Raw genomic sequence first — 21,687 nt, 5'->3', positions numbered from 1 at the left:
CCAAGAGATTAATAAAAACGAGCCGGAATATTTTCCGGCTCGTTTTGTTTTATTTGATATTCTTAATAATCTTTCCTTTGTCAGTAATTAGCAGATAATGATATTCCGGAAACGGCTTTAAGAGTTTTAAGCCTTCTTTTTCGCCTAGTACCATAATAGAGGTACTGAAACCGTTGGCCATAGTTGCATTAGGTCCTGTAATCGTCACGCTTGTAAGACCGGTAGATGGATATCCCGTTTTAGGATTCATAATATGAGAATAACGTTTCCCATGAATTTCTGCATATTTCTCATAGCTGCCGGAAGTTGTTACAGCATTTTCTTTGAAATAGAGAACAGCAGCCATTTTATGATCATTGAATGGGTTGTTGATTCCTATTGTCCATGGTTTTCCATCGGGTTGGGTTCCCCATGTAGAGATATCTCCGGAAGCATCGATAATTCCCGCTTTTACTCCCATACTTTTCATCAGGTCCCGGGTTTTATCCGCGGCATAGCCTTTACCAATAGAACCGAAACCTATTTTCATTCCGGGGTTTTTCAAAAAAATAGTAGAATTGGTACTATCGAGTATTATATTCTGATAGCCAACATGTCTTACCGATTCTTTAATAGCTTGTTCACTTGGAAGCTCATCCATAGAATCGTCGAACTTCCAGATTTTGTCCATAGCAACAATACTGATGTCGAAGGCTCCGTCTGTAAGTTTAGAAAAGTATATGCCTTTTTTCGTCAGGTCAAATACTTCCTTATCTACTTTTATCGGTTTTATTCCCGCATTCTGGTTTACCTGAGAAATTTGTGTTTCGGGTCTCCATTCAGAAATAAGATTTTCGATTCTGGTAATTTCAGCAATAGCTTTATCAATATTCTGTTCCGCAGAGATAGAATCCTTATCTACCAGGGTTATCTGAAACCGGCTTCCCATTAGTGTAACAAGCCTGCTCCTCTGTACTTGTGCAGAGATACTGATGGTACAAAGTAGTAATGTAATTCTGATGAAGAGATCAGTTCTGTTCATATGGTTTAGTAACAATCGGTCAATATTTGTCCGTTGGCTTTATAATCCTCATAATTTTTATTTTGTTGTGCACACAAATCTCTTAGAAGATCTTCCAGATCATGTTGCATTTTTAATGCACCACAAATCATGATGTATCCTCCTTGAGCTAGCAAATCCATAAAGAATGCAGCATCTCTTTTTACCAGATCCATAACGTACTGAGACTGTTCTTCTCTGGAATAGGCAAGATTTAGTTTAGCCAGTTTACCTTTCTGTATGTTTTCTGCAGCAAAGTCTTCATAGCTTTTGGTGAGCTTGCTGGATCTGCGGAATCCACAGTAAAGGCGGGCTTCCGTTTCTTTAGAGTTTTCCTCAATCATTCCCAGGAAAGGAGCAATTCCGGTTCCGTTAGCAATCATAGCCACTTTATTTGCCTTTTTGGGGAAATGGAATTCAGAGTTTTTAACAATACGGGCTTTTATTTCCTGACCTTCTTTCAGTTTGTAAAGGAAGCCGGAACCTAATCCGTTTTCATAAAGCTTTACAACAAGTTGTATAGCACCGTCTACTTTCCCTATGGAATAGAAGCGTTCTTTATGATCACTATCCGGATAGATAGCCAACAGGTCACCCGATTTAAAACTTAGTGTACGTCCAGGTTTCAGAAGTATTTTGAATGTTGTTACTTCTTCCACAATCTCACTTTTACCAACTACCTTCATCGGTTTTAGAGGAGGCGTCTTTTGGTTGTATAATGAGGGGGCAGATGCTAAAGGAATCATAGTTTCATAACTCCATTGTTTGGCCCATTCTGCAAACTCAGTTGTAGACCGGTCATTAACTGTATGTAGTGCTAATTGTGGTTCAGCCCAATTTTGTTCACTCAGAAGCTTATCGATTTCAACAGCATAACCGCAGAAATCTTCATAAGCCTTGGATCCAAAGCCTACGACAGAATATTTTACTTTCTGGTTTTGCGGAAATTTAGCCAACAGGTTTTTAAAATGTTTAGCATTGGTTGGTGCATCACCCAAACCATAGGTTGATGTAAAAATCAGTATATGCTGTGCTTTTGGGAAAGCTTTGTACTGATTCAGTTCAGCAAGGAAAGACTTCTTTCCGGCCGAATTAAATTGCGAATGGATATGGCTTGCAAAACCTAAAGTAGAGCCATTTTCCGAACCTACCAGAATAACAATCTCTGCATCTTCTGCTTTATATTTGTTTCTGATTTTATTCCTTGTCCTTTTGAAGGTGATCACAAAACCGGAATAAATAAACATGAGAATATTAAGAGAGGCCAATCCCAGAATAATAGCCCATGTAACACTGCCACGACCTGTATGCAGACTAAGGCTGAGGTTGTCGTAAATAGTAGTCAGAGGATATTTTTCTTCTTTAACAATATTACCGTTGATCTGATTTACTGAAATCTCACGATCTTTAAGTTTTAGAACAAAGTACTCTTCAGGTTCGTCCTCGATAAACGGAAATTCTATTTTTTTTACACTACTGAATTTGGTTTCCTTAAAGATTGGAAAATCTGCCAATTTCTTTTCAGACTCATCATTACTCTTTTTAATAGCAACATTTTCATTTTTCCCTTTAGGAATAAACTCGAAACGAATCATGAACAGATAAGTTCCGGTTATAGCGATAACTAAAACAGGAATCAAGAGAAGTCTTCCTGATACAACATGAAAGTACTGCGAAAAGAAATCTTTCTTGATCTTGTCAAAAAAGTGTTTTACACCTTGCTGTCTTTTGATAATTAAGATTGATCCGGAAATACTGATCAGCATTAAGAGAAAAGAAATTACACCCACGGTAAAGCGTCCGGTTTCTTTTAGAAACAGGGAACGGTGAAGAGATGTTATCCAGTTGATAAATTCACTTTTCTCAACGGGTTTGCCCAGGATCTTTCCGGTTTTAGGATTAATATAAGCTTTAACCTCCTTTCCGTCCTGATCGAAGCCTTCCAGGGTAACAAATTGATTGTGGTCTACAGTAATTTCGGTGATTTCCGGAAAAACTTTGCGCAATTCCGGTAGGGATTGCGCAAGATTTAGTTCGCTGAAATCATCCACCCGATAAGGTTGCACTTTTTCCTGAGCTGCATCGTAAGCTAATATTACTCCGGTGGAGGAAGCTACGATTAAAAAAGAAAATGTAAGAATAGCTAAGGCTAAGTGTGCATACCTCCAAATAGATAATGTCATCTTTGGATTTCTTTATTATAACTTATTTAGTTTAACGTATCTGATGTATCCTTTACCTTCTGCCTTAGCTGTAACTTCTGCAGAGGTTAACGGAATTTCAATGTCGCTGATATAGTATTTCTGATCTTCTACTGCTGACTCGAAACGAATTTTGTATCCTTTATTAAGGAATTTATCTTCTATTGCAAAAGTGGTAATACTTCTGTCACCACCAGCAACGGATGCTCCGGTAATAGCATTAAGTTTCACATTGCTTTTCCCTTGTGACTTGTGCCATTCCTTTAGTGTATCATACCATTTTTTGTCTGGTCCCATCATATAAAGGGTTTTTTCATATTGTCCTTTAGGGTTGATTAATGATACTACTATGTAAGCTTTCTCTCCGGTATAGTTTACCATTTGAAGCATACATTTATATTTGGATACTTGTGCTGTAGCAAAGCCTGCACAAAGTAAAGTCAGGATTCCTACCAGCTGTATTTTGAAAAATGATTTCATCTGTTTATTTTATTATTGTTTAATGATCTGTATAGTCTGCTATAATTGAGTTTTTAAATAGCCTACACCTTTACAGATTATTTTAAAAAGTCTAATGCTACTTTGTTACCTTTCAATGTTTCATTTTCAGAAGCCAGATTGTAAGCCGTTTCTTCAAACTCAGTTTTCAGATCCTTTTTAGCTCCCAAAGATACAAGATACTTTAGAATTGTATCATCCTTAGCAATAAGTGCAGCTTTGTGCAAAGCAGTCATCTGTTCTTTGTCTACTGCATTAACATCTATATTTAGCGGAGCTAGTTTTTTCAGAAGATCCAGATTACTTTTAGCTACTGCAAGGTGAAGAAGGGTAGTGCCATCTTTTTGTGGAGTAGCAACATCGAAGCCTTTGGCTTTTAGTAATCCCAGCTTTTCAGTGAACTCATCTTTTGGACCAGGCCTGTAAGATTGTACCAGATAGTAGGCAAGGTTATTCCCTTTGATATCTGCAACTTTTACATCGGCTTTGTTGTCCAATAAGTACGCTACAATCTCAGGGGAGCCATATCTTACCGCATGAGTTAATGCTGATTCACCATTCGCATTTACAGCATTAATATTCTTAATCTTTGGAAGAATAGCTTTTACATTGTTAAGATCTTTGCCGGAAGCTGCTGCCATTAATGCATTGTTTCCTTCGTTGTCTGCTTTATTAGCATCTGTTCCTTTCCCAATAAGGTAATTGATGATTTCGGTCTGGTTGGGTTTTCTTGCAACAATTTGTAAAGCAGTAGAACCATCTGCACTCACTGCAGTAGGTTTTAGTTTTACATCTTCAATAAGATATTTGTATAAATCGATACCATTCACCTGTTTTCTTGTTCCTTGAGCAGCATTGATTAAAGCGATATCATTAGCCTTAATGTTTTTCGCTTTCAAAGACTTCAATAGGTCTAGATTTCCAAAGCTTGTGGCATAATCGAAAGCAGTATAACCTTTATCATCAGTATCAGTCAATGCCAATCCTTTTGATGTAAATAGTTTTACTAAAGAACCATCCTTATCATTTCCTATTGCCAATAAAAGAATGTTTGCACCATCTTTATATTTATGTTTCGGATTAACACCAGCCTTGAAGAACATATCATATATTTCCGGATTGTCTAATCCAAAATATGCTGCAAAAGAAAGAGGTGTAAGTCCTTTTGTATCTAATTTGTTTACATCAGATCCCTTAGAAATAAAATATTCAATAACCTCTTTGTTTCCGGTCATTGCTGCCCAGTGAAGATAAAGTCTTCCGTCATGCGTTAATTTATCTATGGAATTACCTTTCTGTTCTGTAAGGTATTTGATAGTACTTAGTGGAGCTCCGTTATTGATGGCTAAGGCAACCGGGTCAAAAGTTGATCCGTTAAATTCTGTAGGATTATTTCCTTTAGAAATTTCTGCTTTTACCTTTTCCACATCTGGCTTAGATTTCCAGAAGTCTGCATTCAGTAGAGTATTTTGCTGAGCATTGAAAAATAAAGAAAACAGAAATAAAGACGAGTAAAGTATCTTTTTCATTTTTATTATTTTTATTTATTCTAAATATTGTATTGCGCAAAAGTACTACTTCATTTTGACTGGAGAAAGCTTTTTACTATGAATTTCTTCATATTAAATCCAGATACAAGGATTTATTTGTTCAATAGTATAATATAATATAGAAATTGTCTAAAGCAAAAATCCTTACTTTCGAAAGTAAGGACAATATTGGATGGTAGTTATTTTTAATCCCTAATTGTATGATAAAGTCGTGGCTATTATAAGTGATACATTTAAAGGAAAGATTTTTATAACAATTTTATCTTTTATAGCCCGAACCTCAATGGGGCAATTTTAATGCTTAGAATTTGACATTATCAAAATAGAAGTCTGTGAGATTCGTCACAATTTCACTCGGGTTACCGTTGTAGTAGAAAACTTTATTATCCTGTTTTAAGGTGTAAAGACTGAAAGTCTGTTCTGTCGTAATTTCTTTTGAAGTATTTTTTAGATTTTGAAGCGTGACTGTCAACATTTTTCTTAATTCTTCAGGTTTTAAACCTTTCAAAGGTTTATTGATAAATGAAGCATCCTTAAGTTCTTCCTGTACGGATTTTTCGGGAACTTTAAATGTAACATCATAAACCAATTCGGCTATTTTTTCGCCTTCCTGATATTCGTTATCTACGATATTTACACTTTTGATCTTGTATTTTGCATTTTTAAAATTCGCTACCAACATATCAAAGAAGGCTTCAATTTCTGCCTTGTTGGCCTGTGCTGTAGCCTTGGAAAGCATAGAGACATATGACTTAACTATGTTTTCTTTCATTTGGTCCTTAAGATCATTATGGAAATTATACATGTCTTGTCCTTCGACGGTTGGACGCATATAATCGTTTAATGCTTTTTGAATGCCTTCATCATTTTTTAGAAATGCACCAAAATACAATCCAAATGCCTCTTCGGGCTTTTTAACTTCAGTTTGTGCAATAAATAATTGTATGATTAAAGTACAAATAAGAGTTAAGATAAGTTTAATTTTCATAATTGTTTTATTGAAGTTGTTCTGAACAATATGAAATAAGATATTTCATAATTAGTGTTCAAATAATAAAACAAAAGTATTTAATATTATAAGTAAAATATATCCCTGATAGCAGGGGTTTTTAATCTATGTTGTTTTATAGTTTAATAAGCATTAAGCTTCGACAGACTCAGCCTGACACTTCTAAAGGAAAGTATTTTGGATATGCAATGTCACTCTGAGTTAAGCCTGTAATGAGCCTGACGAATTATTGAAGAGTATTAGCAATAAAATTTAAACAGGCTCTAAATGATTATAACAAATTACAAATCCATGTTTTACTTTAGAAGATTTTATAATATAAATATATAGGTGTAACGTTTATAAAAAAAAAGCTCCTTATAAAGTAGGAGCTTTCGTTTTTATGTTTTAAGTAAATAATCAAATGATTATTTTTTCTGCCATTCCTGGTTACGTTTGTTTTCACTGCGCTTCACACCATTGTCTATATTATAGGCTAAACCAACACCAAGAGTTTGTTTCAGCTGAGTTTTCTGTATCTGGTTGTGATCATATAACAGATCCAGAGTAACATTAGCAGAAATATATTTGTTAACCTTCAAATTCAGAATTCCACCATAGCCTAAAACCAGTCTGTCCGGATGATCAAGGTAATTAGAGAATACAGAAGCAGTGTTAATTAAGGTAATGTTTTCCATTAGCTTCACTTTATAAGTTGCAGTACCCAGGAAGCCGAACTGGAAAAGAGAGGAATCTCCGTCGTTCTTCAATCCGTAATTTCCTGCCTTCTGAAGATCTTTGTCTGTTACAAATGTCCAACGTCCATTTGCTGGACGCAGAGTCATAGTGAAATTGTCGTTGGGTCTGTAAGTAACACCTGCTCCTATATTAAGGTAGCCTGGTGCCATGAAGTTGGAAATCTTTTTAGCACTTGGATCATTTCCATTTTCATACCCGGCAGCAAACTGAGACTGAAAACCTATACCTCCGGAGATATACCAATTTTTGGCAAATTCGCGACCGTAGTTTGTATTAAGGTTTAGGATGTCTTGTGTTTTTCGGTTTCCTGTTCCTTTGGTATTGTTTTGCCCATACCCTAAGATCACATTGTTTTCCCAAAGGTCTTTACCTTTCTCATAAGTAAAGTTGTAATTTACTCCGGCAATCCACCCAACATTATTGGCACCACCACCAACCCAGTTGGAGAAAGCTGCCTGATTAAGCAATAAAGTGTTTTGTCCGGTTACAGACCATGCCTTTACAGTATCGTTTTTGGGTGCTTCAGCGGTTTTTTCCTGAGCACTAAGAGCTGTAGCTCCTAAACAAATAGCTGCAGCCAACAATAAATTATTTTTCATAATAGTTAAGATTTGAAGCGATAAATATATTAATCTTTTAATAAATCTGTTGGCTGTTGAAGTTTACCAAATACAATATTTGGATTGTTATGTATTGATGTTGAAAACTGATTTCTGAATTTCTATGGAAGTTTTTCAAAATCGATTGCGGGTGCCTGTTTAGGTGTTTGTACAGAGAACAGCGTACCAGGAGTAATAATTGTATTGAAGAATCCGCCATTGGCCAGGAAGAAGGATTTTCCATTTGCTCCGCCCATAGCATCTATACGCTGTTGTGCCTTATAAGTAGCGTCTACTGTAAATTTGGCTGAGGATACAGGCAGCCATTTTCCTGAAGCTGTTCTTACCCATTGATTCTTGAATTCAGCCTTGCGATGCATGTAGCCATTTTCGGGATTAAAGTTTTCTACAAAACTATAGAAGCCTTTCAGGTAGGTGTTGGTTTGTGGCCTTTTCCAGCTTGCAACAAGTTTCCATTCTTTACTTTCAGGGGCAAAGAACCATGCTGTATAATCGGTATTTCCTTTGCTGTCCGGTTGACCCTTGAGTAAGAACTTATAAGTCTTGCCTGCATTCCAGTTATACTTCATATAGCTTTGTCCACCGGAACCTTCGTTGCCAAATTCTCCTGTCTTTACTTGTTGCCCAACTTTGTTCAAAGTTATTTTATGATCGTCCGGTATTTCTTTTGGATTGTCTGTTTTAAAAGGACTCCATACAGAGAAGAGGATTCTTCTTTCGGTTTCAGAGTTTACTTGCATTCCAAAATAACCTTCGCCAAAACCATTGGCCATAAAATAAGAACCAATTTTGTCTTCACCTTTCGGGATAGTAACTTCGTTATAAAAATAGTTGATGTCTTCAGTAGTGGGTAGGGTATATCCTAAGTGGCAGGAAGGACCTCTTCGCGACCAATAGTAATAAGCAGGATCGTTGCTGAATATAGTTTTGCCGGAAACGGCATCTCCTGTAGCAGTGATGTGTGAAATTTCCCCAAATGTATTACTGTTCTTCTTCGTTATACCTTGGATGTCTACCTTTATATATCCGGGATTGTTAATATTAAATGTGCCTACACTATAGTCTGAGAAGCCAGAAGAGTTGACTGTTACATTTTTTGAAACACCATTAAGGCTTACTTTTAAATTGCTGTTGCCGGATGCTCCAGTTTTAGCTTTAATACCTAGTTTTAGTTGCCCGGGCCGGTCTACTCTTAAATAAGTACTTGCAATACTTCCTGTGCTATTCCATTTAGTTAATCCCTCTCTTGAGATTGTAGTTGTAGCATCAGGAGCTTTTTGTGTGATGAAAGCGTTTCCGGCCAGAGGAATTTCTAATGTTTGTGCAGAAGTCAATCCTGCATGAAGCAAACAGCCCGAAATAATTAATTGGGTAAGCTTTGTTATCATGATCGTTATAGTTTTTACAATGTTAAGAATAATTCCTGAAGTTTTCTTTCAATATTATTTTTTTGAGTGTGTAAAAAACGAGTTGAAACTTTTGGGTGTTAAAATTTATAACTCGCAAAAAATCAAACAATTTCTTTTAAAATTTATTTGCAGATTGGAAAAATATTCCTACATTTGCACACTCATTTTAGGGAAGAAGTATGCCTATTTCAAACATAGTACATAACTAAACCCTCTAAAATGTTGAGTTTTAAACAAAATAATAGATATATAATTTAAATAATGTCAGGTATTATCGGTAAAAAAATCGGAATGACATCTTTGTTTAACGAAGAAGGAAAAAATATTCCTTGTACAGTTATTCAAGCTGGTCCATGTTCGGTTTTACAGGTCAGAACCATTGAAAAGGACGGATACAAATCTGTTCAGTTAGGTTTCGATGACAAGAGTGAGAAGAACGTTTCTAAAGCGTTAGCTGGTCATTTTAAAAAGGCTGGTTCAGCTCCTAAAGCTAAGTTGGTTGAATTCTACAGAGAATTCGTTGATGAAGTAAAAGTAGGAGAAGAAGTAACTGTAAATTTATTTGCAGAAGGAGAGTTTGTAGACGTAACAGGTACGTCTAAAGGTAAAGGCTTCCAGGGTGTTGTTAAAAGACACAACTTTGGTGGTGTAATGCAGGCTTCACACGGTCAGCATAACAGATTAAGAGCTCCGGGTTCTATCGGTGCTGGATCTGACCCTTCAAGAGTATTCAAGGGTATGCGTATGGCTGGAAGAATGGGAGGTAAGCAGGTGACTGTACAAAACCTTCAGGTGTTAAAAGTAGATGAAGAGCAAAATCTTTTAGTAGTAAAAGGTGCTATTCCGGGGGCTAAAAATTCTTATGTAATTATCAGAAAATGGAACTAGTAGTATTAAATACATCAGGAAAAGAAACCGGAAGAACAGTAGCGTTCGACGAAACAGTATTCGGAATCGAGCCTAACCAACACGCGGTTTACTTAGAGGTTAAGCAATATCTTGCTGCACAAAGACAAGGTACTCATAAATCAAAAGAAAGAAGCGAAATTACTGCTTCTACAAGAAAGCTTAAGAAGCAAAAAGGATCTGGTTCTGCACGTTATGGTGATATTAAATCTCCAACTTTCAAAGGAGGGGGTAGAGTATTCGGTCCAAAACCAAGAGACTACCGTTTCAAGTTAAATAAAGCTATCAAAAGATTAGCTAAGAAATCTGTTCTTTCTCAGAAAATGAGAGATAACAGCATTAAAGTTTTAGAGAATTTGAATTTCGACGCTCCTAAAACTAAAGAATTCATCAACTTGTTGAATGCTTTAGAATTAAACGGTAAAAAGTCGTTATTCATCATTCCTGAAGCTAACAAGAATGTTTATTTATCTTCAAGAAACTTGCCTAAAACTAGAGTATTGAACTATAACGAAATTAGTTCTTACGACTTAGTAAATGCTGGTGAGATTGTATTCTTAGAAGGTGCTGTAGAAAAATTTCAGGAAAACTTAAAGAAATAATCAAGAGCTATGTCAGTAATTATTAAACCAATTATATCAGAGAAAGCAACTTCACAAGCTGATCTTAGTGGGCTTTATACATTCTTAGTAGATACTAAGGCTAATAAAATCCAAGTTAAACTAGCTATCGAAGAAGCATATGGTGTAAAAGTAGCAGACGTACGCACAATGATTTATGCGCCTAAAGTTTCTTCTAAATACACTAAAAAAGGATTACAGGTAGGTAAAACCAACAAACTGAAGAAAGCTTTAGTTCAGTTAGTAGAAGGTGAAACTATCGATATTTTCGCAACGAATTAATTAATTATAAATAATAGTAATGTCTGTTAGAAAATTAAAACCTATCACCCCAGGACAGAGATTCAGAATTGTAAACAATTTTGAGGAAATTACTACCAACAAACCAGAGAAATCTCTAACAGTTGGTATTAAAAAGTCAGGTGGACGTAACAACACAGGTAAAATGACCATGCGTTACACTGGCGGTGGACACAAGAAAAAGTACAGAGTTATCGACTTCAAGAGAAATAAATTCGACGTTGAAGCTACGGTAAAATCTGTAGAGTACGATCCAAACAGAACTGCATTTATCGCTCTATTAGAGTACACAGACGGAGAAAAGAGATATATCGTTGCTCCGAATGGTATTAAAGTAGATCAGAAAGTAGTATCTGGTGAGAACGTTGCTCCAGAAGTTGGAAATGCAATGAAGTTGAAAAACATTCCTTTAGGTACTGTTATCTCTTGCGTAGAAATGCGTCCTGGTCAAGGAGCTATCTTAGCAAGAAGTGCAGGATCTTCTGCACAATTGACTTCCAGAGATGGTAAATATGCTATCATTAAATTACCTTCAGGAGAATCAAGAATGATCTTAGTGGAATGTATGGCTATGATCGGATCTGTATCTAACTCTGACCACCAACTTACCGTATCTGGTAAAGCGGGTAGAAGCAGATGGTTAGGTAGAAGACCTAGAACAAGAGCTGTAGTAATGAACCCAGTAGATCACCCAATGGGTGGTGGTGAAGGACGTTCTTCAGGTGGTCACCCAAGATCTAGAAACGGTATGCCGGCTAAAGGTTATAAGACCAGAAAGAAAAACAAAGTGTCTAACCGTTACATCGTATCTAAAAGAAAATAATTATGGCAAGATCACTTAAGAAAGGGCCTTTCATTCATCATACATTAGAGAAGAAAGTTCAGGCAAATATAGAGTCTAATAAAAAGACTGTGATTAAAACTTGGTCTAGAGCATCTATGATTTCTCCAGACATGGTAGGTCAAACTATCGCAGTACACAACGGGAAACAATTTATCCCTGTTTATGTTACTGAGAACATGGTAGGACACAAATTAGGAGAGTTTTCACCAACACGTTCATTCAGAGGTCACGGTGGTAATAAAAACAAAGGAAGCAGATAAGAGCAGAAATCATGGGAAAAAGAAAACAAGATAGTGCTTTAGCAAGAAAAGCTGCAAATACGGACGTTGTAAAGGCATCATTAAACGATTGCCCTTCATCTCCTAGAAAAATGAGATTAGTTGCTGACATCATCAGAGGTGAGCAAGTAGATAAAGCTTTATATATCCTTAAATATTCTAAGAAAGAAGCTTCTAACAAGTTAGAGAAATTACTTCTTTCTGCAATTGCTAACTGGCAAGTGAAAAACGAAGGACAGGATATTGAAGAAGCAAATCTTTTTGTAAAAGAGATTTTCGTTGATAGCGCAAGACAATTAAAGAGATTACGTCCAGCTCCGCAAGGAAGAGGTTACAGAATTCGTAAGAGATCTAACCACGTAACTTTAATTTTAGGTAACAAAACAGATAATCAATAATCAAGGTATGGGACAAAAGACAAATCCAATAGGTAACAGATTAGGGATCATCAGAGGATGGGATTCTAACTGGTTTGGAGGTAAAGATTTTGGTGATAAAATCGCTGAAGATTATAAAATCAGAAGATACCTTGAGGCAAGATTAGCAAAAGGAGGTATCTCTAGAATTTATATCGAGAGAACTCTTAAATTAGTTACTGTAACTATCACTACTGCTAGACCAGGTCTTATCATTGGTAAGGGAGGTCAGGAAGTAGATAAATTAAAAGAAGAGCTTAAGAAAATTACGAAGAAAGATATTCAAATCAACATCTTCGAAATTAAGAGACCTGAGCTAGATGCTATCTTGGTAGCAGAAAGCATCTCTAAGCAAATCGAAAACCGTATTTCTTACAGAAGAGCTGTGAAAATGGCTATTTCTTCTACAATGAGAATGGGTGCTGAAGGTATCAAAGTTCAAATCTCTGGTAGATTGAACGGTGCTGAAATGGCAAGAAGTGAATCTTTCAAAGAGGGTAGAATTCCATTATCTACATTCCGTGCAGATATTGACTACCACTGGGCTGAAGCACACACTACTTATGGTAGATTAGGTGTTAAAGTTTGGATCATGAAAGGTGAAGTTTACGGTAAGAGAGAATTATCTCCATTAGTTGGTCAACCTAAGAAAGGACCTTCAGGTGGTGGTAACAGAGGCGACAGAGAAAACAGAAGACCTTCAAGAGATAAAAAATAATTAAAAATTTTAGACCATTAAATTTTAAATTACCGTTACTTTTTTAAAATCCAAAATCTAAAATCTAAAATCTAAAATTTAAATTATGTTACAACCAAGAAGAACGAAGTTCCGTAAAGTTCATAAGATGAAAATGAAAGGTGACGCTCACAGAGGTAGTCAACTTGCATACGGTACTTTTGGTGTAAAAGCAATGGAAGGAGCTTGGATTACTGCTAGGCAGATCGAAGCTGCGCGTATTGCTGCAACCAGATATATGAAAAGAGAAGGTCAACTATGGATCAAAATCTTCCCAGATAAGCCAATTACTAAGAAACCAGCCGAAGTAAGGATGGGTAAAGGTAAAGGTGCTGTGGAATATTGGGTAGCTGTAGTAAAACCAGGTAAAATCATGTTCGAAATCGGTGGAGTTCCTTACGATATCGCTAAAGAAGCTCTTAGATTAGCTGCTCAGAAATTACCTGTGACAACTAAGTTCATAGTTGCTAACGATTTTGTTCAACCTTCTTAATCTAATTAAAGAATTATGAAAAACGCTGACATCAAAAATTTAAGCGCAGAGGAGCTAAAAAGCCAATTGGCAGAAGCTCAGGCTAACTATACCAAAATGAAATTGGCTCATAAAATTAGCCCTATCGAAAATCCAATTCAGATTAGAGATTTAAGAAGAAACATCGCAAGACTTCAAACTGAATTAACTAACAAACAATAATATTTCATCTTACAATGGAAAGAAATTTAAGAAAAGAAAGAATCGGAGTTGTTTCCAGCAATAAAATGGAAAAAACCATTGTTGTTAGTGAAACAATGAGAATGAAACACCCGATGTATGGAAAATTCGTTTTGAAAACGAAAAAATATACTGCTCACGACGAGAATAACGAATGCAACGAAGGCGATACAGTTTTAATTCAAGAAACTAGACCTTTAAGCAAGAGCAAGAGATGGAGATTAGTAAGAATCATTGAAAAAGCTAAGTAATGTTACAAACAGAATCAAGATTAAAAGTAGCTGATAACACTGGTGCTAAAGAAGTACTAGTAATCAGAGTTCTGGGAGGTACCAGAAGAAGATATGCTTCAGTTGGTGATAAGATCGTAGTAACTATCAAAGATTCTACACCATCAGGAAATGCTAAAAAAGGACAAGTATCTAAAGCAGTAGTAGTAAGAACTAAGAAAGCTGTAAGAAGAAAAGATGGATCTTACATCTCTTTCGAAGACAACGCTTGTGTATTACTAAACGCTGCAGGAGAAATGAGAGGTACTCGTGTTTTCGGGCCAGTAGCTCGTGAATTGAGAGATAAAGAATATATGAAGGTAATTTCATTAGCTCCTGAAGTTCTTTAATTTTTAAAATTTTACAGAAAATGACAAAGTTAAAAATCAAAAGAGGAGATAATGTAATCGTAACTACAGGCCGTAAAGAAATTAAAGGTAAAGTAGGAGAGGTTATCGAAATTATCAAAGATAAGAACAGAGCCGTAGTAGCAGGTCTTAACATCGTTAAAAAACACGTTAAACCATCTGCACAAAATCCTCAGGGAGGAATCGTGGAAAGAGAAGCTTCTATCCACATTTCTAACCTAGCGATTGTTGACCCTAAAACTGGTAAAGCAACTAAAGTTGGTTATAAGATCGAGGGTGACAAGAAGGTGAGAATTGCTAAGAAATCCGGTGAAACTTTATAATATTTAGACAGAACATGGAATACATAGTAAGACCTAAAAAATTATATAAAGAGAAAATTGTTCCTGCAATGATGGAAGAATTTGGGTACAAATCTGTTATGCAGGTACCTAAATTACTTAAAATTGTAGTGAGCCAAGGTTTAGGAGCAGCAACAGCTGACAAGAAAATTGTTGACTACGCTGTAGAAGAGCTAACCGCAATCACTGGTCAAAAAGCAGTTGGAACCATTTCTAAAAAGGATGAGGCTTCATTCAAATTAAGAAAAGGTATGCCAATCGGAGCAAGAGTAACACTAAGAGCAAACATGATGTATGAATTCTTAGATAGACTTACTTCTTCTGCATTACCACGTATCAGAGATTTCAACGGAATTAAAGCTGACGGTTTTGATGGTAGAGGTAACTACAACTTGGGTATCACTGAACAAATCATCTTCCCAGAGATCGTGATTGACAAAGTGAAAAAAATCCAAGGTATGGATATCACTTTCGTAACATCTGCTAGTACAGATAAAGAAGCTAAAGCGCTTTTAACTCACTTCGGTTTACCTTTCAAAAAGAACTAAGAAATGGCTAAAGAATCAATGAAAGCGCGTGAGCGCAAAAGAGAAGCTTTAGTAGCTAAATATGCTGCTAAAAGACAAGCTTTAAAAGAAGCTGGTGATTACGAAGCATTACAAAAATTACCTAAAAATGCTTCTCCGGTAAGACTACACAACAGATGTAAACTTACAGGAAGACCAAGAGGTTACATGAGAACTTTTGGTATCTCCAGAGTAACTTTCAGAGAAATGGCTAACCAAGGCCTTATCCCTGGAGTTAAAAAAGCAAGTTGGTAATTATTATTAACTAATCGAGATTGCCAAGTTGGCTTTACAAGATATAAGATGGACGATGTCAGATTGCAGACATACCATTTGTCTGAAATCTGATATCTGAAATCTGACGTCGAAAGTCAAAACTAGCAGTTATTAACCAATAATTTAAAACAAAGAAATGGTAACAGATCCAATTTCAGATTTCCTAACAAGAGTAAGGAACGCACAAAGCGCAGGCCACAAAGTGGTGGAAATTCCTGCATCGAAAATCAAAAAAGAGATCACTAAAATCCTTTTTGACCAAGGTTACATTTTAAACTTCAAGTTTGAAGATAACGCTGTTCAAGGGAACATCAAGATCGCTTTAAAATACGATAAGCAAACTAACAAACCTGCTATCAAGTCTATTCAGAGAGCTTCTCGTCCAGGTCTAAGACAATACAAAGGTTCTGAGGAACTTCCAAGAGTATTGAACGGACTTGGTGTTGCTATTATCTCTACTTCTAAAGGAGTAATGACAGATAAAAAAGCAAGACAAGAGAAAGTAGGAGGGGAAGTAATTTGCTATGTTTATTAATTTTTAATTAAAGGAAAATGTCAAGAATTGGTCATGCAATTATAGAAATTCCTGCTGGGGTAACCATTACTGAAAAAGACGGTTTCGTTACAGTAAAAGGGCCTAAAGGCGAGTTAACTCAAGAGCTTACAAGCGGGATCACTTTAGAACAAAATGAAGGTAAACTTAACGTTAACCGTCCATCAGATTCTAAGCAGCACAAAGCCCTTCACGGTCTTTACAGAGCTTTAATCAATAACATGATTATAGGTACATCTGAAGGCTTTACAAAAAAACTAGAGTTGGTAGGGGTAGGTTACAGAGCTTCTAACCAAGGTCAGAAATTAGAGTTAGCATTAGGTTTCTCTCACGGTATCGTGTTAGATCTTCCAGGTGAAGTAGTAGTAGAAACGCTAACTGAGAAAGGTAAAAACCCTATTATTACTTTGTCTTCTTACGATAAGCAATTATTAGGGATGGTAGCGGCTAAAATCCGTTCATTCAGAAAGCCTGAACCATACAAAGGTAAAGGTGTTAGATTCGTAGGAGAAAATGTTAGACGTAAAGCCGGTAAATCTGCTTAAAATTTAAGAAAATGGCATTAACAAAAGTTGAAAAAAGAATCAGAATCAAAAGAAGAGTAAGAGGCAAAATCTCCGGATCTGCTGAATTACCAAGATTATCTGTATTCAAAAGTAATAAAGAAATCTACGCTCAATTAGTAGATGATAAAAGTGGGAAAACTTTAGTATCAGCTTCTTCTCGTGAGAAAGATCTTGCTAACGAAAAAGGTACTAAAACTGAAATCTCCACACTTGTTGGTAAAAAGATCGCTGAAAAAGCTGTCGCTGCAGGTATTGGTTCAGTTGTGTTTGATAGAAATGGTTTCGTGTATCATGGTAGAGTAAAAGCTCTTGCTGATGGTGCTAGAGAAGGTGGACTTAAATTCTAATTTTAAAAATCGGACAATATGTTAGGACTAGATAATATCGAAAGAGTAAAACCCGGAGGATTAGAATTGACAGATCGCCTCGTGGCTGTTAACAGAGTAACTAAAGTAACTAAAGGTGGACGTGCGTTCGGATTTTCAGCTATCGTAGTGGTAGGTAATGAAGACGGCGTTATCGGTTATGGCCTTGGTAAGTCTAAAGAAGTTGCTTCTGCAATTTCTAAAGCTGTTGAGGATGCTAAGAAAAACTTAGTAAAAGTACCGGTAGTTAACCATACAATCCCTCACCAAACTACAGCTAGATACGGTGGAGCAGACATCTTCTTAAGACCTGCATCTCACGGTACAGGACTTATCGCAGGTGGTGCGGTACGTGCAGTATTAGAATCAGCTGGGGTGCATGATGTACTTTCAAAATCTAAAGGATCTTCTAACCCACACAACGTGGTAAAAGCTACTTTCAAAGCTTTATTAGAAATCAGAAGACCTGAGGAAATTGCTAGAATGAGAGGTGTTTCATTAACAAAAGTGTTTAACGGTTAATATTAAAAACAATGGCAAAAATCGCAATCAAACAAGTAAGAAGTGCTATTGGTAGAACAAAAAACCAAAAGCTAACACTAGAAGCATTAGGCTTGAAGAAATTACAACAAGTTGTAGAACATGAGGCTACTCCATCTATCTTAGGAATGGTAGCAACCGTAAGCCACTTAGTTGAAGTTCAGGAAAAATAGTAAGAATTTTAATATTCGGAGAATATTTGTTATCTTCACACCCGAATTTTCCAAAAATTCTCCGGATTATATAAAATCTGAAAAACGTATTTTTCACGAACAGCTTTAGAAATAAAGATTCGTGAGTAAATCTAAAATCTATCAGAATTATGAATTTAAATAACATACAACCGGCTTCAGGTTCTACTCACAATTCCAAAAGAATTGGTAGAGGGCAAGGTAGCGGTAAAGGAGGTACTGCTACAAAAGGTCACAAAGGTCAAAAGGCTAGAGCTGGTTACTCTCAAAAAATCGGTTTTGAAGGGGGTCAGATGCCTTTACAGAGAAGACTACCTAAATTCGGTTTCAAAAACGTTAACAGAAAAGAGTTCAAAGGTATCAACTTGGATACTATCCAATTGCTTATCGATACTAAAGGAATCACTGGTGATATCACTAAAGATGTTTTAGTAGAGAACAACTTAGTTTCTAAAAACGACTTAGTAAAAATCTTAGGAAGAGGAGAATTGAAATCTAACATTTCAATCTCTGCTGACAAGTTTACTAAATCAGCTGAAGAAGCAATCAACAAAGCAGGAGGTAAAGCAATTACTCTTTAATCATTACAATGAAAGGATTTATACAGACACTTAAAAACATTTGGAGTTTAGAAGAACTTAGGAACAAGTTAGTTTTTACGTTCACGCTCATCTTGGTGTATAGATTCGCATCTTATATTTCCCTACCGGCCATTAATATGGCAGAGGTAGGGAATCTTTTGCAAGTATACCAGAACCAAGGAGGAAGCAAACAAGCTTCTGGGCTTTTAGGCTTACTTTCTTCGTTCACCGGAGGTGCATTTAGCCGTGCATCTATTATGGCATTAGGGATTATGCCTTACATTTCGGCATCTATTATCGTTCAGTTGATGGGGATGGCTATTCCTTATCTTCAGAAATTGCAGAAAGATGGTGAAAGTGGGAGAAAAACCCTTAACCAGATTACGCGTTGGTTAACCATCGCGGTATGTTTGGTTCAAGCACCTTCATATTTAGGTTCTATTACAGGATTGTTCCTGCCTTATACGCAGTTCAGTTCTGCTTATTATATAGATCCTAATTCTATTATGTTCTGGTTACCAAGTATTGTTATTTTGGTGACAGGATCTGTTTTCGCCATGTGGCTTGGAGAGAAGATTACTGATAAAGGAATCGGTAATGGTATCTCTATTCTTATTATGGTGGGGATCCTTGCAGACCTTCCTATGGCTTTCATTCACGAGTTTCAGACTCAGACTGGTAAAGGTGGTTTAGGTACTATCATTATCTTAGTAGAAGTTCTGTTCTGGTTATTGGTAATCCTTTTAGCAATTATATTATCAGTTGCTGTAAGAAAAATCCCAATTCAGTATGTAAGCCGCGCTCAGGCAAGAGGAGGAGTTTCCAGAAACTTAATGGAAGGTGCCAGACAGTGGATACCTTTAAAAGTAAACGCTGCCGGAGTTATGCCCATCATTTTTGCTCAGGCATTAATGTTTGTACCGGGATTACTAACAAAAGTAGATGAGACCAATACATTCCTTGCAGGCTTTAAAAATGTTTTCAGCTGGCAGTACAATGTATTGTTTGCGATACTAATTATAATCTTTTCATTCTTCTACACTGCTATTACCATTCCGGTAAATCAGATGGCTGATGACCTTAAAAGGAATGGGGGGTTAATCCCTAAAGTAAGACCTGGAAAAGAGACGGCAGATTATCTGGATGATATTTTATCCAAAATAACCTTGCCGGGTGCGATTTTTTTGTCTATCTTTGCAGTCCTTCCAGCAATAGTACATGGAACTGTTGTGCAAACTGACAGGTTTGCTCTATTCTTCGGTGGTACATCATTGTTGATTTTGGTTGGTGTTGTCTTGGATACTGTTCAGCAAATTAATACATATTTGTTGAATCATCACTATGATGGATTAATGCAGTCTAAATTATCAAGAAACCCCAACTTATAGAAGTATTGAATTTTTTATGGCAAAACAAAAGCATATAGAACAGGATGGCGTGATAGTGGAAGCACTATCTAACGCCATGTTTCGTGTGGAGTTGGAAAATGGGCATATTCTTATCGCTCATATTTCCGGTAAGATGAGAATGCATTATATCAAACTTTTACCAGGAGACAAAGTAAGATTAGAGTTATCTCCTTACGATTTATCAAAAGGGAGAATAACATTCAGGTATTAATAAAGCTTATAGCGCAAAGCAATAAATATGAAAGTTAGAGCATCAATTAAGAAAAGGAGTGCGGACTGTAAGATTGTAAGACGTAAAGGACGTCTTTATATCATTAACAAGAAGAACCCAAAATTTAAACAAAGACAAGGTTAATAGCAATTAAATTATGGCAAGAATTGCAGGGGTAGATTTACCTAAAAACAAAAGAGGAGTAATTGGACTTACTTACATCTACGGAGTAGGAAGAAGCACAGCTTCTGATATTCTTAAGAGCGCTGGTATCAGCGAAGATAAGAAAGTCAATGAATGGAATGACGATGAATTGGCAGCGATCAGAAACTTCATCTCTGAAAACATTAAAGTTGAAGGAGAGTTAAGATCTGAAAAGCAATTGAACATCAAAAGATTGATGGACATTGGATGCCAACGAGGAATACGTCACAGACTTGGATTACCTTTAAGAGGCCAAAGAACGAAAAATAATTCTAGAACCCGTAAAGGAAAGAGAAAAACTGTTGCTAACAAGAAGAAGGCAAGTAAATAATCGTTAGAATCATGGCAAAACAAACTAAAGTAGTTAAAAAAAGAAAAGTAAAAGTTGAAGCAATAGGCGAGGCACATATCCAAGCTTCTTTCAACAATATTATTATTTCTTTGACAAATAAAAACGGAGAGGTAATCTCTTGGGCATCTGCAGGTAAAATGGGCTTCAGAGGTTCTAAAAAGAATACACCATTTGCAGCACAAATGGCAGCTGAAAATTGTTCTCAGGTAGCTTATGAAGCAGGTCTTAGAAGAGTTAAAGTTTTTGTAAAAGGTCCTGGTGCTGGTAGAGAATCTGCTATCAGAACTATCCACAACTCAGGAATTGAAGTAAGTGAAATCGTTGATATCACTCCAATGCCGCACAACGGTTGTAGACCTCCAAAAAGAAGAAGAGTATAATTTTAATCTCACAAATCTAAGACAATGGCAAGATATATAGGACCAAAAACCAAAATTGCAAGAAAATTCGGTCAGGCAATCTATGGTGATGATAAAAACTTTGAAAAAAGAAAATTCCCACCAGGACAACACGGACCAAACAAAAGAAGAGGTGCTAAGAAATCTGAATATGCAGTTCAGTTAGCTGAAAAACAAAAAGCAAAATATACTTACGGTATCCTTGAAAGACAATTCGCTAATCTATATGACAAAGCGCAAAGATCTAAAGGGGTAACTGGTGAAGTACTTCTTCAACTTTGTGAATCCAGATTAGATAACGTAGTTTACAGATTAGGATTTGCTAAAACCAGAGCAGGAGCAAGACAATTAGTTTCTCACAGACACATCACTGTGAACGGAGAATTAGTTAACATTCCTTCTTATCAGCTTAAAGCTGGTGATGTAATTGCTGTAAGAGAGAAATCTAAATCTCTTGAAGTAATCACTGATGCTTTAGCTTCTAAGGCTAGCTACGACTGGTTACAATACAATGACGAAACTAAAACTGGTACTTTTGTAAGTGCTCCTGAGAGAATTCAGATCCCAGAAGAAATCAAAGAACAGTTAATCGTCGAATTATATTCTAAATAATCTTTTTGA

33 protein-coding genes are annotated in these 21,687 nt (G+C 36.2%); 26 read left to right on the top strand and 7 right to left on the bottom strand.

The window, feature by feature from the left end; genetic code table 11:
• Positions 1-49 precede the first annotated feature (49 nt).
• The 7 genes from C8J95_RS00515 to C8J95_RS00485 form a co-directional block, all read right to left on the bottom strand.
• Complete coding sequence (locus C8J95_RS00515; RefSeq protein WP_185124580.1) at positions 50-1,021, bottom strand: FAD:protein FMN transferase; 972 nt, start codon at positions 1,019-1,021, stop codon at positions 50-52.
• Between the two features lie 5 nt (positions 1,022-1,026).
• Positions 1,027-3,222 (bottom strand): PepSY domain-containing protein, encoded by a 2,196-nt coding sequence (locus C8J95_RS00510; protein WP_107807165.1) that lies wholly within the window; start codon positions 3,220-3,222, stop codon positions 1,027-1,029.
• A 15-nt stretch (positions 3,223-3,237) separates the two neighbouring features.
• Entirely contained in the window at positions 3,238-3,720 is a 483-nt protein-coding gene (locus C8J95_RS00505) for a DUF2271 domain-containing protein (protein ID WP_059155904.1), read from the bottom strand.
• A 77-nt stretch (positions 3,721-3,797) separates the two neighbouring features.
• Complete coding sequence (locus C8J95_RS00500) at positions 3,798-5,267, bottom strand: ankyrin repeat domain-containing protein (protein WP_107807164.1); 1,470 nt, start codon at positions 5,265-5,267, stop codon at positions 3,798-3,800.
• 322 nt (positions 5,268-5,589) lie between these two features.
• Positions 5,590-6,276, bottom strand: coding sequence for a hypothetical protein (locus C8J95_RS00495; protein WP_107807163.1), 687 nt, complete (start codon positions 6,274-6,276; stop codon positions 5,590-5,592).
• Positions 6,277-6,704: 428 nt separating this feature from the next.
• Positions 6,705-7,634, bottom strand: coding sequence for a DUF3078 domain-containing protein (locus C8J95_RS00490; RefSeq protein WP_059325859.1), 930 nt, complete (start codon positions 7,632-7,634; stop codon positions 6,705-6,707).
• Between the two features lie 122 nt (positions 7,635-7,756).
• Positions 7,757-9,043 (bottom strand): DUF3472 domain-containing protein, encoded by a 1,287-nt coding sequence (locus C8J95_RS00485; protein ID WP_107807162.1) that lies wholly within the window; start codon positions 9,041-9,043, stop codon positions 7,757-7,759.
• A 282-nt stretch (positions 9,044-9,325) separates the two neighbouring features.
• On the opposite strand from C8J95_RS00485, the gene rplC reads away from it, so the two are divergent.
• The 26 genes from rplC (at position 9,326) to rpsD (ending at position 21,678) form a co-directional block, all read left to right on the top strand.
• On the top strand, positions 9,326-9,952 hold the full coding sequence (gene rplC, locus C8J95_RS00475) for a 50S ribosomal protein L3 (RefSeq protein ID WP_107807160.1): 627 nt from the start codon (positions 9,326-9,328) through the stop codon (positions 9,950-9,952).
• Positions 9,943-10,572 carry a 50S ribosomal protein L4 gene (gene rplD / locus C8J95_RS00470; protein WP_034871594.1) on the top strand — a complete coding sequence of 210 codons (630 nt, stop codon included), beginning with the start codon at positions 9,943-9,945 and terminating at the stop codon, positions 10,570-10,572. The genes rplC and rplD overlap by 10 nt, the downstream gene beginning before the upstream one ends.
• Positions 10,573-10,581: 9 nt before the next feature.
• On the top strand, positions 10,582-10,872 hold the full coding sequence (rplW, locus tag C8J95_RS00465; RefSeq protein ID WP_034871593.1) for a 50S ribosomal protein L23: 291 nt from the start codon (positions 10,582-10,584) through the stop codon (positions 10,870-10,872).
• A gap of 19 nt (positions 10,873-10,891) precedes the next feature.
• Complete coding sequence (gene rplB / locus C8J95_RS00460; protein WP_034871592.1) at positions 10,892-11,713, top strand: 50S ribosomal protein L2; 822 nt, start codon at positions 10,892-10,894, stop codon at positions 11,711-11,713.
• A gap of 2 nt (positions 11,714-11,715) precedes the next feature.
• On the top strand, positions 11,716-11,994 hold the full coding sequence (rpsS, locus tag C8J95_RS00455; RefSeq protein WP_009087336.1) for a 30S ribosomal protein S19: 279 nt from the start codon (positions 11,716-11,718) through the stop codon (positions 11,992-11,994).
• An 11-nt stretch (positions 11,995-12,005) separates the two neighbouring features.
• Positions 12,006-12,410, top strand: a complete 405-nt coding sequence (rplV, locus tag C8J95_RS00450) for a 50S ribosomal protein L22 (RefSeq protein WP_034871591.1) — start codon at positions 12,006-12,008, stop codon at positions 12,408-12,410.
• A gap of 7 nt (positions 12,411-12,417) precedes the next feature.
• Positions 12,418-13,146, top strand: a complete 729-nt coding sequence (gene rpsC, locus C8J95_RS00445) for a 30S ribosomal protein S3 (protein ID WP_034871590.1) — start codon at positions 12,418-12,420, stop codon at positions 13,144-13,146.
• An 85-nt stretch (positions 13,147-13,231) separates the two neighbouring features.
• Positions 13,232-13,657 carry a 50S ribosomal protein L16 gene (gene rplP / locus C8J95_RS00440; protein WP_078779254.1) on the top strand — a complete coding sequence of 142 codons (426 nt, stop codon included), beginning with the start codon at positions 13,232-13,234 and terminating at the stop codon, positions 13,655-13,657.
• 15 nt (positions 13,658-13,672) lie between these two features.
• Positions 13,673-13,858 carry a 50S ribosomal protein L29 gene (gene rpmC / locus C8J95_RS00435; protein ID WP_009087330.1) on the top strand — a complete coding sequence of 62 codons (186 nt, stop codon included), beginning with the start codon at positions 13,673-13,675 and terminating at the stop codon, positions 13,856-13,858.
• Between the two features lie 14 nt (positions 13,859-13,872).
• Positions 13,873-14,127 carry a 30S ribosomal protein S17 gene (gene rpsQ / locus C8J95_RS00430; protein WP_009087328.1) on the top strand — a complete coding sequence of 85 codons (255 nt, stop codon included), beginning with the start codon at positions 13,873-13,875 and terminating at the stop codon, positions 14,125-14,127.
• Positions 14,127-14,495 (top strand): 50S ribosomal protein L14, encoded by a 369-nt coding sequence (rplN, locus tag C8J95_RS00425; RefSeq protein ID WP_009087327.1) that lies wholly within the window; start codon positions 14,127-14,129, stop codon positions 14,493-14,495. The genes rpsQ and rplN overlap by 1 nt, the downstream gene beginning before the upstream one ends.
• Positions 14,496-14,515: 20 nt before the next feature.
• Complete coding sequence (gene rplX / locus C8J95_RS00420; protein WP_034871587.1) at positions 14,516-14,836, top strand: 50S ribosomal protein L24; 321 nt, start codon at positions 14,516-14,518, stop codon at positions 14,834-14,836.
• A 14-nt stretch (positions 14,837-14,850) separates the two neighbouring features.
• Positions 14,851-15,402 (top strand): 50S ribosomal protein L5, encoded by a 552-nt coding sequence (gene rplE, locus C8J95_RS00415; RefSeq protein ID WP_059325850.1) that lies wholly within the window; start codon positions 14,851-14,853, stop codon positions 15,400-15,402.
• Between the two features lie 3 nt (positions 15,403-15,405).
• Positions 15,406-15,675: a 30S ribosomal protein S14 gene (gene rpsN / locus C8J95_RS00410; protein WP_009087322.1), complete on the top strand. Its 270-nt coding sequence runs from the start codon at positions 15,406-15,408 to the stop codon at positions 15,673-15,675.
• Between the two features lie 157 nt (positions 15,676-15,832).
• Positions 15,833-16,231 (top strand): 30S ribosomal protein S8, encoded by a 399-nt coding sequence (gene rpsH / locus C8J95_RS00405; RefSeq protein ID WP_059325849.1) that lies wholly within the window; start codon positions 15,833-15,835, stop codon positions 16,229-16,231.
• A gap of 17 nt (positions 16,232-16,248) precedes the next feature.
• On the top strand, positions 16,249-16,794 hold the full coding sequence (gene rplF / locus C8J95_RS00400; protein WP_059325848.1) for a 50S ribosomal protein L6: 546 nt from the start codon (positions 16,249-16,251) through the stop codon (positions 16,792-16,794).
• A gap of 11 nt (positions 16,795-16,805) precedes the next feature.
• Positions 16,806-17,162: a 50S ribosomal protein L18 gene (gene rplR, locus C8J95_RS00395; protein WP_059325847.1), complete on the top strand. Its 357-nt coding sequence runs from the start codon at positions 16,806-16,808 to the stop codon at positions 17,160-17,162.
• A gap of 18 nt (positions 17,163-17,180) precedes the next feature.
• Positions 17,181-17,702: a 30S ribosomal protein S5 gene (rpsE, locus tag C8J95_RS00390; protein WP_034871582.1), complete on the top strand. Its 522-nt coding sequence runs from the start codon at positions 17,181-17,183 to the stop codon at positions 17,700-17,702.
• 11 nt (positions 17,703-17,713) lie between these two features.
• Entirely contained in the window at positions 17,714-17,893 is a 180-nt protein-coding gene (gene rpmD / locus C8J95_RS00385) for a 50S ribosomal protein L30 (protein WP_034871581.1), read from the top strand.
• Between the two features lie 149 nt (positions 17,894-18,042).
• Complete coding sequence (gene rplO, locus C8J95_RS00380; protein ID WP_034871580.1) at positions 18,043-18,492, top strand: 50S ribosomal protein L15; 450 nt, start codon at positions 18,043-18,045, stop codon at positions 18,490-18,492.
• Between the two features lie 8 nt (positions 18,493-18,500).
• Positions 18,501-19,880, top strand: a complete 1,380-nt coding sequence (gene secY, locus C8J95_RS00375; protein WP_009094461.1) for a preprotein translocase subunit SecY — start codon at positions 18,501-18,503, stop codon at positions 19,878-19,880.
• 16 nt (positions 19,881-19,896) lie between these two features.
• Entirely contained in the window at positions 19,897-20,112 is a 216-nt protein-coding gene (infA, locus tag C8J95_RS00370; RefSeq protein ID WP_009087306.1) for a translation initiation factor IF-1, read from the top strand.
• A 27-nt stretch (positions 20,113-20,139) separates the two neighbouring features.
• Positions 20,140-20,256: a type B 50S ribosomal protein L36 gene (ykgO, locus tag C8J95_RS00365; RefSeq protein ID WP_004917354.1), complete on the top strand. Its 117-nt coding sequence runs from the start codon at positions 20,140-20,142 to the stop codon at positions 20,254-20,256.
• 13 nt (positions 20,257-20,269) lie between these two features.
• Positions 20,270-20,647: a 30S ribosomal protein S13 gene (gene rpsM, locus C8J95_RS00360; RefSeq protein ID WP_009087290.1), complete on the top strand. Its 378-nt coding sequence runs from the start codon at positions 20,270-20,272 to the stop codon at positions 20,645-20,647.
• 11 nt (positions 20,648-20,658) lie between these two features.
• Positions 20,659-21,048, top strand: a complete 390-nt coding sequence (rpsK, locus tag C8J95_RS00355) for a 30S ribosomal protein S11 (protein ID WP_009087288.1) — start codon at positions 20,659-20,661, stop codon at positions 21,046-21,048.
• Positions 21,049-21,072: 24 nt separating this feature from the next.
• A complete protein-coding gene (gene rpsD / locus C8J95_RS00350) occupies positions 21,073-21,678 on the top strand; it encodes a 30S ribosomal protein S4 (protein ID WP_034871579.1) in 606 nt (201 codons plus the stop codon).
• The last annotated feature ends 9 nt before the right edge of the window (positions 21,679-21,687 follow it).

The sequence above is a fragment of the Elizabethkingia sp. YR214 genome (genome assembly GCF_003058195.1).
Classification (GTDB): domain Bacteria; phylum Bacteroidota; class Bacteroidia; order Flavobacteriales; family Weeksellaceae; genus Elizabethkingia.
This window is presented reverse-complemented; position numbering and strand designations above follow the sequence as displayed.